The 16,955-nt window shown below is 66.6% G+C and carries 11 protein-coding genes, 1 pseudogene and 1 riboswitch; of the genes and pseudogenes, 3 read left to right on the forward strand and 9 right to left on the reverse strand.

Features of this window, described 5'->3' with window-relative positions; genetic code table 11:
* Nucleotides 1-42 precede the first annotated feature (42 nt).
* From rplU to QRM95_RS02380, 3 genes are all read right to left on the reverse strand, one after another.
* Nucleotides 43-351 (reverse strand): 50S ribosomal protein L21, encoded by a 309-nt coding sequence (rplU, locus tag QRM95_RS02370; protein ID WP_018761567.1) that lies wholly within the window; start codon nucleotides 349-351, stop codon nucleotides 43-45.
* 264 nt (nucleotides 352-615) lie between these two features.
* Nucleotides 616-2,136, reverse strand: coding sequence for a bifunctional hydroxymethylpyrimidine kinase/phosphomethylpyrimidine kinase (gene thiD, locus QRM95_RS02375; RefSeq protein WP_285246340.1), 1,521 nt, complete (start codon nucleotides 2,134-2,136; stop codon nucleotides 616-618).
* 9 nt (nucleotides 2,137-2,145) lie between these two features.
* Nucleotides 2,146-2,243: riboswitch (TPP riboswitch) on the reverse strand.
* 150 nt (nucleotides 2,244-2,393) lie between these two features.
* Complete coding sequence (locus QRM95_RS02380) at nucleotides 2,394-5,780, reverse strand: Rne/Rng family ribonuclease (protein ID WP_285246273.1); 3,387 nt, start codon at nucleotides 5,778-5,780, stop codon at nucleotides 2,394-2,396.
* Nucleotides 5,781-6,217: 437 nt separating this feature from the next.
* On the opposite strand from QRM95_RS02380, the gene QRM95_RS02385 reads away from it, so the two are divergent.
* Nucleotides 6,218-6,886, forward strand: a complete 669-nt coding sequence (locus tag QRM95_RS02385) for a vitamin K epoxide reductase family protein (RefSeq protein WP_285246274.1) — start codon at nucleotides 6,218-6,220, stop codon at nucleotides 6,884-6,886.
* A 63-nt stretch (nucleotides 6,887-6,949) separates the two neighbouring features.
* Here the strand turns inward: QRM95_RS02385 and ndk are convergent, their stop codons facing one another.
* From ndk to QRM95_RS02410, 5 genes are all read right to left on the reverse strand, one after another.
* On the reverse strand, nucleotides 6,950-7,369 hold the full coding sequence (gene ndk, locus QRM95_RS02390; RefSeq protein ID WP_285246275.1) for a nucleoside-diphosphate kinase: 420 nt from the start codon (nucleotides 7,367-7,369) through the stop codon (nucleotides 6,950-6,952).
* Between the two features lie 47 nt (nucleotides 7,370-7,416).
* Complete coding sequence (locus tag QRM95_RS02395; protein WP_285246276.1) at nucleotides 7,417-7,872, reverse strand: DUF4233 domain-containing protein; 456 nt, start codon at nucleotides 7,870-7,872, stop codon at nucleotides 7,417-7,419.
* A gap of 3 nt (nucleotides 7,873-7,875) precedes the next feature.
* Nucleotides 7,876-9,234 carry a bifunctional folylpolyglutamate synthase/dihydrofolate synthase gene (locus tag QRM95_RS02400; protein WP_285246277.1) on the reverse strand — a complete coding sequence of 453 codons (1,359 nt, stop codon included), beginning with the start codon at nucleotides 9,232-9,234 and terminating at the stop codon, nucleotides 7,876-7,878.
* Nucleotides 9,235-9,237: 3 nt separating this feature from the next.
* Entirely contained in the window at nucleotides 9,238-12,564 is a 3,327-nt protein-coding gene (ileS, locus tag QRM95_RS02405) for an isoleucine--tRNA ligase (RefSeq protein ID WP_285246278.1), read from the reverse strand.
* 384 nt (nucleotides 12,565-12,948) lie between these two features.
* Entirely contained in the window at nucleotides 12,949-14,937 is a 1,989-nt protein-coding gene (locus tag QRM95_RS02410; RefSeq protein WP_285246279.1) for a polysaccharide lyase family protein, read from the reverse strand.
* 239 nt (nucleotides 14,938-15,176) lie between these two features.
* On the opposite strand from QRM95_RS02410, the gene QRM95_RS02415 reads away from it, so the two are divergent.
* Together QRM95_RS02415 and QRM95_RS02420 are read left to right on the forward strand one after the other, a co-directional pair.
* A complete protein-coding gene (locus tag QRM95_RS02415; protein ID WP_285246280.1) occupies nucleotides 15,177-15,521 on the forward strand; it encodes a hypothetical protein in 345 nt (114 codons plus the stop codon).
* A 21-nt stretch (nucleotides 15,522-15,542) separates the two neighbouring features.
* A pseudogene (locus QRM95_RS02420) lies at nucleotides 15,543-16,181 on the forward strand (endonuclease/exonuclease/phosphatase family protein); the annotation flags it as partial.
* Here QRM95_RS02420 and QRM95_RS02425 read toward each other — a convergent pair.
* Nucleotides 16,178-16,936, reverse strand: a complete 759-nt coding sequence (locus QRM95_RS02425) for an SDR family oxidoreductase (protein WP_285246282.1) — start codon at nucleotides 16,934-16,936, stop codon at nucleotides 16,178-16,180. The pseudogene QRM95_RS02420 and the gene QRM95_RS02425 sit on opposite strands and share 4 nt — an antisense overlap.
* Nucleotides 16,937-16,955 lie beyond the last annotated feature (19 nt).

A 16,955-nucleotide genomic window follows, 5' to 3' on the forward strand; every position in this document is an offset into this window, starting at 1 on the left:
ATTCTGGGGAATCTGTTGAAATGCCTGAACAGTAACCGGTGGTTACTTGATGCCGGTGATCTTGACCTTGGTCAGTTCCTGGCGGTGACCCTGGCGCTTCTTGTAGCCGGTCTTGTTCTTGAACTTCTGGATGACAATCTTAGGACCACGCAGGTCCTGGAGGATTTCAGCCGTAACAGTTACCTTGGCCAGGTCCTTCGCTGCGGAGGTGACCTTGTCACCGTCAACCAGGAGCAGTGCGGGCAGCTCAATGGTGCTGCCGGCTCCACCGGCGACGCGGTTCAGGGTAACGAAGTCTCCAACGGAAACCTTCTCTTGGCGGCCGCCTGCGCGGACAATCGCGTACACCACTTGGGAACTCACTTCTCTCGACGTTTATAACAAAATTTGCGTGCGGAACCGACTCAATAAAAGCCTGGTTTCTCGCTGTGCCTCAACGCCGTGGGGTCATAACCCAAGTGTTGGCGTAAGCACCGAAGATCCAGAATACGCTAAATCCGTCTCCAGCCGCAAATGAGGCTGGTTCCGGAGGGCCGGCTGTGATAGTAACCACAGCCTGGCATGCAGCGCCGCAACCGTGCGTATCCATTGTAGCCGGGGCGCCGCCGTTGGACGTCAGGAGTGAATGCGCGGCGCGCCGAAGAATTCCACTTCAAGCCGGCAGGACTGCTTGAACGCCGTCACCATGGCGGCCTGTTCATGGTCGGAGGCTTTCCGTCCGGCCGCGTCCACAATGGCGATGGCCTGCCGGGTGGCCTCGGCGAAGCCCTCGTCGGCATAGGTGCGGAGCCACGCAGCGTAGGCGTGCCCTTCCGGTTCGCCCGCCGCGAGGAACTGGGCGTGCAGTGTCCTGCCGACCTCAGCGTAGAGCCAGAAACAGGGCAGGACGGCGGCGGCAAGGACCGCATAGCTCCCCGATGCCGAGACTGCTGTGAGGTGGTCAACGTAGGACTTGGTGACAGGCCCCAGGCCCGTCTGCCCAGGCCGGGTGCTGAGCCATGAGCGGTGCAGTTCCGATTCGACCTCCAGGCACTGCCGGGCCGAGCCTGCCCAGAACAGCTGCTCCGCCTCGGACGGGGCCAGGGCACTGGCCCGGGCCAGGACCCGGGAGTACCCGTTCAGGTACTGGGCGTCCTGGGCCAGATAGTAGGCAAAGTCCTTCTCTGCCAGTTCGCCGGAAACCAGGCCGTGGATGAAGTCCAGGGCGTAGATATCCGCCAGGTCCTGCCGGGCTTCGGCCCAGAGCCCGGCAGCGAAGCCGCCTTCCGGCAGGTGGGGCCGCACGTGGTGGAAGTGGTGCACGGGCCCGTTTCCTTGGCCGACCTCCAGCCGGCCGGACTCCTCAAGCGCTCCGGCCAGCCATGGCTTGACCGTCCGCAGCGACGCTTCCCAGTCGCCCAGCCGGGCCTGGACCGTTGCCATGGCAGAGGACAGCGAACAACCCGTGCCGTGGCTGTTGCGGGTGTTGACACGGGCGCCGGGCACTTCCACGACGTCCCGGGCCAGCACACCGGCGGTGTTGACCAGCGCGTCCGGGCAGCCTTCGCCTGACAGGTGTCCGCCCTTGACCAGGACGGTGGCGCCGGTGGCATCCGCCAGGCGCCTGCCCTGGTCCAGCGCGGCTTCCCAATCCCCCGCGGGCTCTTCGCCCACGAGCATGGCCAGTTCGGGCAGGTTGGGGGTGATGAGGTGGGCAACGGGCAGCAGGTCGCGGAGGGCGGCTTCGGCGGATTCCTTCAGCAGCCGGTCGCCGCTGGTGGCCACCATCACGGGGTCCAGGACCACGACGGCGGGACGCACCTTCTCGAGCCACTGCTGGACTGTGCGGATCACCGCTTCGTCGCCGAGCATGCCGATTTTGACGGCGTCGATGGTGATGTCGTCGCTGACGGCATCGAGCTGCTGGGCCAGGAACGCAGCAGGCGGGACGTGGACGGCCACAACGCCGCGGGTATTCTGCGCGGTGAGTGCCGTAATGGCGGCCATGCCATATCCGCCGTGCGCTGCAATGCTTTTCAGGTCCGCCTGGATTCCTGCTCCACCGGATGGATCCGAGCCCGCGATGGAGAGGACCCGTGGGACGTCGCGGCCGGCAGGGGTGCCGGTGGCGTCAGTGGAGGCACTTGGCAGGGGCATGGAGAGGGTCGAAGACAACACAGACATCCCTTCGCCGGTACTAGCCGGACAGGTTCAACGGGTGTGGATCTCAGCCGGCCTTCTGCGCGGCACCCCGTGTCGGTTTCCCAGCCTAGCCGTTGGCGCGTTGGCATAGTGAAGGTGACAGCGGCGGGATGCCGGAAGTCCCCGCCCCGTGGACTGTTCCCCCTGTACTTTCGGGGGGAATGGTCCACGAGACGGGGACTTCACCTGTCGACGCCGTGGCTTGCCGGAATTTAGAGCTCCGAAGCCGGGACGCCCACCCCGAGGATGATGGGTTCCTCGGAACGCTTGCCGCTATCAGCAGGCTGCTGGTTCGCGGGCTCGGGGGCCTTGGCTGCGTGCGAGTGCCCGGTAGTGGCGGTTTGGACGTTCTCATGGTGCTGGACGGCGGTTTCGTTCGCGGCGCCCTGGGCTCGGCTGGCGGCCCGGTGGCGGCGCGGCCTGCGCTGCCTTGTCTGCTCCAGCGTGTGGTCGGAGTAGTCCTTTTCAGCCGGTGCTTCCGCGGCCCGTGCAGGGGCTTCGCCGCCCTGCGGCCGGGGCTCCTGTGCGGCCTGTTCCGTTGCCGGCTCAGCCGCTGCAGGATTTTCCGGAGCGTCCTCGACGGCGGAAACCGGCTGGCCGAGGTGCGCGAATGCTTCCGCGAGCCGGTCCAGCGTCAGGGCGGGCTTGGGCTGCTGCTCCTCCGCGTGCTCCACGAACGGAAGCGGGACTTTCTCGCCGCCGAACGTCAGGACCGCCGCGGGACGCCCGTGTGTATCGGCGTCGTGCTTTTCCCCGTCAGCTGCCGGTGCAGGCTGGACCGGTGCTTGCGGGTCCGGAGCCTCCTCTGCCGGCGCGTGCCGGGCAGCTGCCAGCTCGTCGTCGTGGAGGTGCGCCGCGTGGGCCGCCGCAGCGATGTTGGCCAGGGCAAGCCGGGTGGCTTCAGCCTTGGCGTGCCGCTCGGCGTCACTGGGATCCGGCTGCACAGTGTGCACGTGCACTGCGGGCGCCGGTACTGCCTCGGCCTGCTGGCCGCCGCGTCCACGGCGGCGCTTCCGCTCGGGGCGTGCACCGGGCTGCCCGGCATCGGTCCGCTGCCCGTCGGGGCGGTGGGCCTCCCCGCGGACTTCGGGACGGTTGTCGGCGCGCTGGACGTGGTGTTCGGCGGCCACGATGTTGGCGCGGCGGTGCTCCACGGGATCGTCGTGGGTCACGACGCCGCGTCCGGCACACGCCTCGCACTGCTCGCCGAAGACTTCCAGCAGGCCCGTGCCCATGCGCTTGCGGGTCATCTGGACCAGGCCCAGGGAGGTGACCTCGGCAACCTGGTGCTTGGTCCGGTCGCGGCCCAGGCACTCGACGAGGCGGCGCAAGACCAGGTCACGGTTGGATTCGAGCACCATGTCGATGAAGTCGATCACGATGATGCCGCCGATATCGCGCAGCCTCAGCTGGCGTACCACTTCCTCGGCAGCTTCGAGGTTGTTCTTGGTGACTGTTTCCTCAAGGTTGCCGCCGCTGCCGGTGAACTTGCCGGTGTTGACGTCCACCACGGTCATGGCTTCGGTCCGGTCGATCACCAGCGAGCCGCCGGAGGGCAGGAACACCTTGCGCTCGAGCGCCTTGTGGATCTGCTCATCGATCCGCCAGGCGGAGAAGATGTCCTGGTCCTTGGTCCATTTCTCGAGGCGTCCCACCAGGTCCGGGGCGACGTAGGTGACGTAGGCCTCGATGGTGTCCCACGCTTCCTCGCCGGAGACGATCAGCTTGGAGAAGTCCTCATTGAAGACGTCGCGGACCACCTTGATGGTCAGGTCAGGTTCGCCGTACAGCAGTTCGGGGGCGAGGACCTTGGTGGAGGTGGACTGGCTCTCGATGCCTTCCCACTGCGCGCGGAGGCGGTTGATGTCGTGGGTGAGCTCTTCCTCGGATGCGCCCTCTGCCGCGGTGCGGACAATGACGCCGGCGTGTTCGGGGAGGCGGTCCTTGAGGATGCGCTTGAGGCGGTTGCGTTCGACGTCGGGCAGCTTGCGCGAGATGCCCGTCATGGAGCCGCCGGGCACGTACACCAGGTAGCGCCCGGGCAAGGAGATCTGGCTGGTGAGGCGGGCACCCTTGTGGCCCACGGGGTCCTTGGTCACCTGGACCAGGACGGTGTCGCCGGACTTCAGAGCGTTTTCGATCCGGCGCTGCTTGCCTTCGAGGTTGACGGCTTCCCAGTTGACCTCGCCGGCGTACAGCACGGCGTTGCGGCCGCGCCCGATGTCAACGAACGCAGCTTCCATGGACGGCAGCACGTTCTGGACCTTGCCCAGGTAGACGTTGCCGATCAGCGAGTCCTGCTGGGTCTTGGACACGAAGTGTTCGGCCAGGACGCCGTCTTCGAGGACGCCGATCTGGATTCTGTCGTCGCGCTGCCGGACGATCATCTGGCGGTCCACGGATTCGCGGCGGGCCAGGAACTCGGCTTCGGTGATCACGGTGCGGCGGCGGCCAGTGTCGCGGGATTCGCGCCGGCGCTGCTTCTTGGCTTCAAGGCGGGTGGAGCCCTTGACGCTGGTGACCCGGTTGTTGACCGGCGCTTCGCTGACGGCGCGCGGCGCACGGACCCTCGTCACCGTGTTGGGCGGATCGTCGCCTTCCCCACCGGTCAGCTCCAGGTCCTGGTCACCGCGGCGGCGGCGACGGCGACGGCGGGAGGTCACACCGTCTTCCACCGGCCCGTTGGCGTCCTCGTCGGCTTCGTCGTCGGCATCGGCGTCACCGGTGCCGCCTTCGACGTCTTCATCTGTCCGGTCGCCGATGCGGCTGCGTCCGCGGCGGCCACGGCTGCGGCGCCGGCGGCGGCTGGCGGAATCGTCTGCCTCGTCGGTTTCTTCCTCGCCGGTCTCTTCCGCCGCGGGCGTTGCGGGGCGGACCACGGTGCTCAGGTCCGGCGCCTGGAAGAGGACTGACGTGGGGGAACCCGGTTCCAGGAACAGCGAACCAAAGGGGCTTGCTGCCGCCGTGGACGCGGCGTCGCTTCCGGCCTCGGGAGCTGCAGGAGCGGCGGCGGGCTCCTGTGCCTGCACCGGCGCCTGCGGGACCTCCTCGACGGCGGGGGCGGCGGCTTCCGGGGCAGCAACAGACGCCTCGGGGGTTTCCTCCGTTGCGGTTTCTTCCACGGCGTCCTGCACCGGAGCGGCGGCAGCAGCTGCCGCCGCTACACTTTCCGGGGCCGGAGCCGGGGAAGCGACCTTGCGGGTGGCTACCCGACGGCGGCGTACAGGCTTCGTTTCGGCGTCCGCCGCCGTATCCGGGCCGGCAGCCGGGCCCTCATCGGCCGGCGCCGGTGCGGATACTTCAACTGCGGCAACGGCTGCTCCGGTGGTCGGCGCAGTGTCATCGGCGAACGCGGGAAGGGGTTCGGCGGCGTCGGCTTTCTTCCGGGCGCGGGTGCGGCGGGCGGGTGCCTTTTTCTCCGCGGCGGGTTCTTCCACCGGCGTGTCGGCCGCAGGGTCTGGTGCGCTGGCCTCGTCCGCTACGGCTTCGGCAGCCTTGGGCGCCGCCTTGCGACGGGTCCGCGGAGCCCTCTTCGGTGCAGCAGCGGCCTCTGTTGCCACTGCTTCGTCATTAACGGCCAGTTCTCGATCATTATCCATATGTGGCTACACTCCTGCCCCTGACGTACCGCCACATCCGGCACCCATTGGGGCACATATTGTCAAAACCCGCAGGCGTTGACAGAAGTCAAATGGATGCTCCCGGGTTCGCACCGGCATTGGGGTGCGGCAGCCCACAGGAGCCGGTGGATGTTCTGAAAACCCGTTGTTCTGCGTGCCACAACCAGGTGCCGCTCAATGGAGTCGCGGGAGTGCCGGAGAATTCCGAAGCCTGCCCTGCTCATCATTGGCGGTCTTGGGAACAAACCACCGGACCGGAGTCCGAATGTGGATCGGCTTCCAGCCACGTTCATTCTCTCATACCCGGACCGGATCGCCGCGGAGGCCCGCGCCGCCCTTGCCTTTCTGGGTGGCGGGCCCAGCCACCGGCGTTACAATCAGGCACAGGAGCACCGGATGAAAAGGACGCCACACCCATGCCCAGCATCTCCCCCGTCAGCGCCCACGAAAGCGATCGAGCCGTCGAGCCGCGCACCGCTGCTGCCGAAAACCTCCCCCGGATGACCCGGAACCGGCCGTTCGGCTGGCTTCTGGTCATCACCGGAATCGTGGGATGGCTTGCCTCCGGCACCCTCGTCCTGGAGAAGCTCGAGGTACTCAAGGACCCCAACCACACCACCGTGTGCGACGTGAATCCCTGGATCTCATGCGGCCAGGTCATGCAGACCTGGCAGAGTTCACTGTTCGGGTTCCCCAATATGTTCATCGGAATCGTGGCCTTCGCCATCATCATTACCGTGGGCATGGCCCTGCTCGCGGGCGCCACCTTCGCCCGCTGGTACTGGGTTGGCCTGCAGGCGGGCGTCACGCTGGGCTTCGCATTCGTGGTGTGGCTGTGGTCCCAGGCCCTTTACTCCATCCACATCCTTTGCCCGTTCTGCATGATCGTGTGGTCGGCCATGATCCCGTTGTTCGTCTGGACCACCATCAGGAACATCAGCGCGGGAGTCATCCCCCTGCCCGCCCGGGCAACCCGCATCCTCGGTGATTCCGGCTGGATCATCACGGTGCTGCTGTATGTTGCCGTCATCGCCACCATCTTTTTTGCGTTCATCCAGGTGTTCGCGGGTACCTCCGGTTTCTAGGCCGCAGATGACGGAAGCCCTTGGTTCCGAAGAACCAAGGGCTTCTTGCTGTTCCGGGGCCTGTCAGCCCTGGAACCAGATCTTGATCTCGCGCTCGGCGGATTCGGTGGAGTCCGAGCCGTGGACCAGGTTCTGCTGGACCTTCAGGCCCCAGTCGCGGCCGAAGTCGCCGCGGATGGTGCCCGGTGCCGCCGTCGTGGGATCGGTGGTCCCGGCCAGTGAACGGAAGCCCTCGATGACGCGGTGGCCTTCGAAGATGGCCGCGACGACCGGGCCGCTGAGCATGAACTCCACCAGCGGCTCGTAAAAGGGCTTGCCCACGTGCTCTTCGTAGTGCTGCTCCAGCAGTTCGCGGGTGGCGTCAACCTTCTTCAGCTCAACAAGGCTGTAGCCTTTGGCTTCGATCCGGGCCAGGATGGCGCCGGCCAGGTTACGGGCGACGCCGTCGGGCTTGATCAGGACGAGGGTGCGCTCTGTGGTCACAACTGCTCCAATGGTTCGGGTGGGGTTTCAGGTCAAGTCTACGGGGACTATGGCTGGGCCGGGCCGGCGGCCTGGTCCGGGTGGGAGGCTTCCCATTCAGCTTGCTCGCGGGCGCGCTGCGCAGCTTCCCGGTCAAGCCGGATGCCCGTGCGGATCCCGTACCACCAGGCGATGGCGAACAGGGCGCCCACCAGGAACATGGCCGGCTCAAAGATCCCGGTCAGGATCAGGATGACCTGCAGGATCCACCCCAGCGCCACCCCCCAGGGCTTATTGAGGACCGCGCAGGCCGCCACCATGACGGCGCTCAGGGCAAGGCCCACGCCCAAAATGAGCGCGGGCGGGAACTCCTCCCGTCGCAGGCCGAACACCGCGAGGGTGGCGAAGAACATGACGAACGCTTCCAGGAGCAGCACCGTGGAGGCAAACATGACTTTGGTGGAGCGGCGCTTCTTCGGCATCCCGGGGCGCCACTCGCGCTGTGCCTTTGTCAGTCTGGCCATGGGTTACGCCTCAGTCTTCCCGAGCAGGATCCGTGCCTCAGCCACCAGGGTGATGGAGCCCGTGACCAGCACGGCGCCGGAGAGGTCGTCGTTTGCTTCGGCCCGCTCAACGGCCCATTCCAGTGCGTCGTCCAGCTTCTCGGCGATGTGTACTTTGTCTTCGCCGAAGCCAAGGTCAATGGCGAGCTCGGCGAGGTCGGCTGCCGGAACTGCGCGCGGGGAGTTGGACTGGGTGAAGCAGTACTCGTCGGCCAGGCCGCCCAGGGATTCCTTGAGTTCGCGCAGGATCTCTTCGGCGTCCTTCTCCTTGAGTACGCCCACTACCGGAACCAGCTTGGTGAACGTGAATGCTTCCTGCAGGGCGGCGGCGGAGGCCCGGATGCCGTCCGGGTTGTGCGCGGCGTCCACGACGATAGTGGGCGCCGTGCGCACCACTTCCAGGCGGCCGGGCGAGGTCACTGCAGCGAATCCTTCCTGCAGGACCTCGAAGTCGAGTTCCTTTTCGCCGCCAAAGAACGCCTCCAGTGCGGCGACCGCCACGGCGGCGTTTTGGGCCTGGTGGGATCCATGCAGGGGCACCAGCAGGTCCGGGTAGCGCCCGGCGATGCCTTGGATGGTGACCATTTGGCCGCCCACGGCCACGGTGCGTGACTCGACGCCGAACTCCACTCCTTCGAAGCGGAAGGGTACGCCTACTTCCTTGGCCTTCTCCAGCAGGACCTGGGCCGCGTCGATGGGCTGGGCGGCGCTGATGAGGTAGCCGCCGGGCTTGATGATGCCTGCCTTTTCGTGGGCGATGTCCTCCGTCGTGTCGCCGAGCAGGTCGGTGTGGTCCAGGGAGATCGGGGTAACCACCGACACCTGGCCGTCCCCGACGTTGGTGGCATCGGTGATGCCGCCCAGGCCCACCTCGATCACGGCCACGTTGACCGGCTGGTCAGCGAAGATGGCGAAGCCGAGGATGGTGAGGCATTCGAAGTACGTCAGCCGCGGCTGGCCCTCGGCTTCCAGTTCCGAATCCACAATCTGCAGGTAGGGCCGGATTTCGTCCCAGATCCGCACAAAAGTCTCATCAGGCACGGGGTGTCCGTCGATGCTGATCCGCTCGGTGACCTTGGACAGGTGCGGGCTGGTGTACCGTCCCGTACTGAGGCCATGGGCGCGGAGTACCGACTCGATCATCCGCGACGTGGAGGTCTTGCCGTTGGTTCCCGTGACGTGGATGATCGGGAACGCCTTGTTGGGTTCGCCGAGGACGTCCATGGCTCGGAACAGCGGAGCCAGGCGCGGCTCCATCTTGTTTTCCGGCGCCCGGCCCAGCAGTTCCGCGTAGACGCTTTCCACCGAAAATTCGTCGGTCATGTCCTAGGCCTCCACTTTTTCCACCACGACGGCGGGTTCGTCCACGTCTGCCGGTTCGGCAGCCAGGTCTACGGTCAGGGTTTCGCCCTTGACCAGTTCGGCGTTCGCCAGCAGGGCGGCCACGACGTTCTGCGCCGCGGTTACCGTGGTGCGGATCCGGTCGCTGACGTTGAGTCCGGCATCCTTGCGGGCCTGCTGGATGGCGCGGACCATGTCGCGGGCCAGGCCTTCGGCCTCGAGTTCAGGGGTCACCTCGGTGTTCAGCACCACGAAGCCGCCACCGGGCAGCACGGCCACGGCCTTGGAGCCGCCGTCACCGCCATCGGAATCCGCCACGACTGTCTCCAGGGTGTACTCCTGGGGCTCCAGCCGAAGCCCGCCCGCGGTGACCGCACCGTCGTCGTCCACTGACCAATCGCCGGACTTGGCGCCCTTGATCGCGGCCTGGACGTTCTTGCCCAGCCGCGGGCCGGCGGCGCGGGCGTTGACTACCAGCTTCTGCTGGATGCCGAATTCCTCCGGGGACGCGTTCTCGGCGTCGAGCAGGCGGACTGCGCGCAGGTTGAGTTCATCGGCGACGACGGCGGCAAAACCGTCCAGCGCACCGGCACCCGGTGCCACCACGGTGAGCTCCTGCAGGGGCAGCCGGACGCGCAGGTTGGCTGCCTTGCGGAGCGAGGAACCGGTGGAGCAGATTTGCTGGACGCGGTCCATGGCTTCGACGAGGGAGGGGTTTGCGGGGAAGAGGCCCGCGTCCGGCCAGTCGGCCAGGTGCACTGACCGGCCGCCGGTCAGGCCCCGCCAGATCTCTTCGGACACCAGCGGCAGCACGGGCGCGGCGGCGCGGGTGACGGTCTCGAGGGCCGTGTACAGGGCGTCGAAGGCGTCCTTGTCCTCGTCAAAGAACCGTTGCCGGCTGCGGCGGACGTACCAGTTGGTGAGCATGTCCAGGTAGCTGCGCAGCGAGTCGCAGGCACCTGAGATGTCGTAAGAGTCCAGCTGCGCCGTCATGTTCCGGACCAGGTCGCCGGTGTTGGCCAGCAGGTACTGGTCGAGGGTGTCGGCGTAACCCTCGTAGCGCAGCGTGGCGTCGTAACCCCGGCCCCCGTCCGCTGCGTTGGTGTACAGCGTGAAGAAACTGTAGACGTTCCAGAGCGGCAGGATGACCTGGCGGACGCCGTCGCGGATGCCCTGCTCGGTGACGATCAGGTTGCCGCCGCGGAGGATGGGGCTGGACATCAGGAACCAGCGCATGGCGTCGGAGCCATCGCGGTCCAGGACCTCGGAGACGTCCGGGTAGTTGCGCAGGCTCTTGGACATCTTCTGCCCGTCGGAGCCCAGCACGATGCCGTGGCTGATGACGTTCCGGAACGCCGGGCGGTCAAACAGCGCCGTGGAGAGGATGTGCAGCATGTAGAACCAGCCGCGGGTCTGTCCGATGTACTCCACGATGAAGTCTGCCGGGTTGTGGGTGTTGAACCAGGCTTCGTTCTCGAACGGATAGTGGACCTGGCCGTATGGCATGGAGCCGGAGTCGAACCAGACGTCCAGGACGTCCTCGACCCGGCGCATCACCGACTGGCCCTCTTCCGGGGTGCGGGGGTCGTCCGGGTTGGGCCGGGTGAGCTCGTCGATGAACGGGCGGTGGAGGTCCACCTGGCCGTCCTTGTTCAGGGGCAGGCGGCCGAAGTCCGCTTCGAGTTCGGCGAGCGAACCGTAGACGTCGGTGCGCGGGTATTCGGGATCCGTGGACTGCCACACCGGGATGGGGCTGCCCCAGTAGCGGTTGCGGCTGATCGACCAGTCACGGGCGTTGTCCAGCCACTTGCCGAACTGGCCGTCCTTGACGTTGCCGGGGATCCAGTTGATCTCCTGGTTCAGTTCGGACATCCGGTCCTTGAACTTGGTGACCTCGACGTACCAGGAGGACACGGCCCGGTAGATCAGCGGGTTGCGGCAGCGCCAGCAGTGCGGGTAGCTGTGCTCGTAGCTCGCCTGGCGGACCAGCCGGCCTTGGGCGCGGAGCACCTGGGTGATGGGCTTGTTGGCCTCGAAGACCTGCAGTCCGGCAATGTCGTGGAGTTCGCCGTGCTTGAACAGGGGCAGGAACTTTGCGCCTTCGTCAACGGAGAGCACCACCGGGATGCCGGCTTCCTCGCAGACCTTCTGGTCATCTTCGCCGTAGGCCGGAGCCTGGTGCACGATGCCCGTACCGTCCGTGGTGGTCACGTAGTCGGCCACCAGGAAGCGCCACGCGTTCTCCATGCCGTACTTTTCGTTGTCGGCGAAGTCGTCCCAGAGCCGCCGGTACTCCAGGCCTTCCAGTTCGGCACCGGTGTGGGTGGAAACGACCGCCGCTTCGGCGTCCTCGAAGCTGTCGTATCCGAGGTCCTTGGCGTAGTTGCCCAGCAGGTCGGCCGCCAGCAGGAAGCTGCCCGTCACCGGGGCGTCGGCCGAGGCAGCCTTGACGCCGTTGGGTCCGGCGGGGATCACCGCGTAGGTGATGGCGGGGCCGACGGCGAGCGCGGCGTTGGTGGGCAGCGTCCAGGGCGTGGTGGTCCAGGCGAGGGCCTGGACGCCGTCGAGCTGCTTGGACAGCGCGGATTCGCCGGCCAGGATGGGGAACGTGACGGTGACGGTCTGGTCCTGGCGGTTCTTGTAGACGTCGTCGTCCATGCGCAGCTCGTGGTTGGACAGCGGGGTCTCGTCCTTCCAGCAGTACGGCAGGACGCGGTAGCCGTTGTAGGTCAGGCCCTTGTCGTGCAGTTGCTTGAAGGCCCAGAGCACCGACTCCATGTACTCGACGTTCAGGGTCTTGTAGTCGTTGTCGAAGTCCACCCAGCGTGCCTGGCGGGTGACGTAGCTGCGCCATTCGTCGGCGTACTTCATGACGGATGCCCGGCAGGCGTCGTTGAACTTGTCGATGCCCATGGCTTCGATCTGGGTCTTGTCCGTCATGCCCAGCTGCTTCATGGCTTCGAGCTCGGCGGGCAATCCGTGCGTGTCCCAGCCGAAGCGGCGCTCGACGCGGCGCCCGCGCTGGGTCTGGTAACGGCCAACGAGGTCCTTGGCGTAACCGGTGAGAAGGTGGCCGTAGTGCGGCAGGCCGTTGGCGAACGGCGGGCCGTCGTAGAACACGAATTCGTTGCTGCCCGGCTCGCCGCCGGGGGCGTCCGCGCTGCGCTGGTCGATGCTGGCCTGGAACGTTCCGTCCTGGTCCCAGTACTTCAGGATGCGCTCTTCGATCTCCGGGAACTTCACGGAGGCGGAAACGCCGGCATTGCCGCTGGCTGGGGTGCTGGAGGCTGAGGCCTTGGGGTAAAAGGTCATGTTCGACATCCTGGGTTGGGCGCGGTGAACCTCCGGCGCGGGCCGGCTGTTCCGTTCAGGATGCGAGGACGGCGTCCGTGCGGTCCTGGGACTGCACGCTCACCGCGGTACCACCTCACTTACCGGCACTGCGTGTCCCTTGCGGAACGGGCGCCGCACCGGCCTCTCGTTGACTGCTGTGACGGGCTTACCCGTCCGGTTCTACTGGCGCGGCCGCCGTTGACGGGCGACAGCGTGTTCTTCCGGAAGCTCACCGGTGATTGCCGGGTCATAGCCACAGGCCAGTCTACTATTTCCGCCGCGTCCAGTGCCATTCCGAAGGCCGGGGGTCCAGGCACGTTGCCTGCACCCCCGGCCGGGGCCGCCGGGTGTGGCGGCCTCCGGTCAGCTGCCTTGGTCAACCTGGAGGCGGAGGGAGTCGTACATGATTCCCGCCATCGGCTGCATCCAGTTGTCGCTGGTGGGCGCCTTGGCCGGCCTCGTGGGTGTGAGCGTCAGGATGTTCTCGCCGTCCTGGATCAGGTTGGCCGGGAAGGTGATCGTGGAAAGCTGGCGGTACATGGCCCGCGGCACCAGCCGGTAGGACGAGTTGTCGCCCGGGACGCCGGGCAGGGGGTCGATGGACGCGATCTGCGTTCCGTTCAGCGCGATCCCCAGGGTGGCGAAGACCTGCCCCGCCAGCGCAATGTCGAGGTACCCGTGTCCACGCTGGTAGCGGTGGGCGTCGAACCGGATCCGCCAGGTGGTCAGCGACTGGTCCGGCGCGGTGCCCCGCCATTGGAGCTGCGTCGGCGTACCGGGGGTTTGGACGACGGGCTGGAAGTAGTTCCAGTCCTTCGCCGGATCATCCACGCCCACCGTGAAGTCCACCCCGGCGGGGAACTCGTACGGGTATTCCAGCCAGGTCAGTGTCTTCCGGAAGCCGTCTTTGCCGCCATGGACGTGGAATTCTTCAGCCGACCTGTTGGGGGTGCCGATTTGCCACAGGGTTGTCCCGTGGCTGGAGGGGACCCAGACGTGGGTTCCGGTGTCGGTGCTTGTTCCCGCGGCAACTGTGATGCCGGCCCGGCGGTACTCCCCCATCACCCCGTCGGTGAAAGCAGCCAGGGTGTAGGTTCCGGGCCGCACGCCCGCCAGGCTGAACCTGCCTGCCTTGTCGATCCTGGCCGAGTAGATGTAGTCAAGGTTCAGGTATTGCCAGTCGTCTCCGGCTAGGGTCACCCCTTGGTAGGCGCGGTCTCCCTTCGGCTGGTAGAGCACTGCCCACCCGTTGTCCACCGCACCGAGTGATGCGACCGAGAGCTTGCCGCTGACGGTGGAGCGTTCCGCTGCGGCGTAGGCCGGGTCGGTGACCCAGTTGTAGGGCCATGCCGCCTGTTCGCGTTCGGCCGCCTGCTTGGCATCGGTCCACAGCGTCGCGACGTTGCTTCGCTCGTCGCCGCCGGCGGCTTCGGAAACGTGAAGGTAGAAGGGACCATAGACCTTTTCCCACCCCTTGGCCGGCTGGACATCGGGCTCGCCGTAGTGCCCGGTCAGTGGATGCCACAGGAGGATCATGCCGTTGTAATAGTCGTGGCAGGTCAACTCCTGGCGCGTGGGGCCGCCGAACGCTTCCTTGCTGGGCTGGACCAGGGACAACCCCACCTTCCCGTTCGAGATCATGAAGACGTGGTTGTCGCCTTCGAGGTTCGAGGAGTTCTGGTACTTGGAGTAGATCGATCCGTCCGGCAGCGCGTAGGTGGTGTCCTGCAACGTGACCCAGTTCCGCGTGTCCTCAATGGTGGGACGCTGCTGGACCCCACGCGCATCGTCCACCACGAACCACCGGAACGCAGGGTCATCGGCGGCAAAAGCGTACCTCAGCTGCCCGAGCGCCAACCCGTCCGGCATGTTGTCCGGGTACTTGGCGATCCAGTACGAGTGGAGGCCGGAGGCGCCGCGCTCGAGGGCCATCCGGATATCCAGGTAGAACGTAAGCCGGGCGGGGTCGTTGGCCAGCATCGAGATCTCAATGCGGTCCGCGCTTTGGCTGACCACCCGGAAGGCCGCCCCGGAAAGGCCTGCAGCCCCGGAGGCGCCTGAGTAGTTGAACGTTGTGTAGCCGCTTCCGTGGGAACCGGACAAGAGGTTGGTCGCACCGTTGCCCTGGCTGCTGCCCACCAGCCGGAGGTCGGTGATTTTCGCGGTGGACTTGGTCACGGTGAAGCGGACGATGCCGTTGTCCAGCGTCACGGAGGTGCCGTTGTCAACGAGTGTGACGTCGGGAGCACCCGCAGCTGCGGCCCGGGCGGGTGCCAGCCCGGTAACCGCGGCAGCCCCGGCGGCGGTACCCAAGAGGCTGAGGATGGTACGGCGTGCGATCGTGTTGGACATGGAGGTCTCCTTTTGGCGTCATTGCCTGCGCAATCCGGTGTTGTGCGTTCCCGGCGCATGCAGAAGTACCCATCTTTGGGGCGCGCACCGGGCAAGCGCCGTCCTCCCCAACGGGAAAGCGCTTTCTTTGAAACGTTACAGAGAACGTGACATGCCGGTCAAGAGGTTTACCAAATCATCTTGCAGGGGAATTCCGCCGTGGGGCTGACCTCGGCGCGTGGGGTGCCTAGACTCGCCCCATGACAGCATCGAAGGCTGCTTCCCCGGGCGCGCGGGCGGTCGCAGTGTGCAGGTGGCTGTTTCTCCCGGCGGTCCTGCCTGTGGCGGTGGGAACAGCCCTCCGTGCAGTACCAGCCGACTGGCCGGTGCTTGGGGTGCAACTGGTGGCCTTCACGCCGTGGCTCGCAGTCCCGGGCTCCGCAGCACTTGCCTTGGCTTTCGCGGGGCAGCGCCGCTGGCAACAGGCTGTGGCAGCCGTCCTGCTGGGGGCCCAGGTTTTGTGGCTTTTTCCGCTGGACATCCAAGAGCATGCGGCCGAGGCCGCAGCACCGGTCACGCTGGTGGCCATGACCATTAACGCGTAACTCGGCGGTGCTGACGCATCCAGCATCGTGGGGATGGTCCGCGACCGGCGCGTGGACCTGTTGGCTGTGGAGGAGTACACGCCCGCGCTCGCACGGAGGCTGACGGAGTCCGGCCTGGACCAGGTGCTCCCCCACCGGGTTGCCCATGCCAGGGAGGGCGCAGGCGGCGCCGCCATCTATTCCACCTACAAGCTCAAAGAGTCCGGAGTGCTGCCCGGCACCCAATTCACCATGCCCGTGGCCAGCCTCGAACTGGCCGATGACAGCAGGACGGCCCTGCGGGTGGTGGCCGTTCACACCTTGGCCCCCGTAGGCGACGCCGTCATGCAATGGCGCAGCGACCTCTCGTCCGTGGGCAGGGTGGACACAGGCTCCGGGCCGCTGCTGCTGGCCGGAGACTTCAACGCCACCTACGACCACCACGAATTCCGGTCGCTGCTGTCCGGAAACGGCCGAACCCGAAGCCTCGTGGATGTGGCCGCCACGCTGGGAGCGAGGCTCGCGCCAACCTGGCCAATGCGCGACTACCGGCTGCCCGGCATCACGTTGGACCATCTTGTGACCAGCCCGGAGATCAGGGGCTCGAACTATTCAGTCCAGCGGGTTCCCGGAACCGACCATGCGGCGGTGGTGGCCACCCTGCACATCAGGGGCTCCTAGCCCTTCCTGATCAATTTGTGTGTCGCGGCCTGCGCCACCGGCCGCACAACGATTTGGTCCAGGTTGACGTGGTGCGGTGCAGAGACGGCGTATCGGACCACGTCTGCGACATCCGCGGCCGTCAGCGGCTTTTCCACCCCTTGGTAGACCTTGCCGGCCGCCTGCGCATCGCCCAGCCGATTAAGCGCGAACTCCTCGGTCTGCACCAGTCCCGGCGCCACCTCGATAACCCGCAGGTTGTGCTCCGCTTCCTCCAGGCGGAGGGCATTCGTCATGGCGTGCTGGCCGAACTTGGCCGCGTTGTAGCCGCCGCCGCCCTCATAGGCATCCAGTCCCGCCGTCGACGTCAGGTTGAGCACAGTGCCCCGGCCGGTGGCGCGGAGCATTGGCAGGAAGGCGCGGGTCAGCTTCATCGTCCCCAGGACGTTGACCCGGAACATCCATTCCCAGTCCGCCGTGCTGGCATCTCCGACCCTGTCGGCGCCGCGGGCCCCGCCGGCGATGTTGATAAGCGTGTCGATGCCGCCCGAGTCGGTGACCCGGGCAAGAAGCCGGGACACGTCGTCGTCCTCCGCGATATCGGCCGGGATCGCCACGGCGCCTGTCTCGCCCGCCAAGGTGGCGAGACGGTCGGCCCGGCGCGCGACGGCGAAGACCGTCCAGCCGTCCGCGCGCAGGGCACGGACAGCCGCTTCCCCGATTCCGCTGCTCGCTCCGGTCACCAATGCTGCCCTTTTCTGCAAGTCCTCAGTCATGGCACCACCCTAACGGGGC

The sequence above is a fragment of the Pseudarthrobacter sp. efr-133-R2A-89 genome (assembly GCF_030209315.1).
GTDB lineage: Bacteria > Actinomycetota > Actinomycetes > Actinomycetales > Micrococcaceae > Arthrobacter.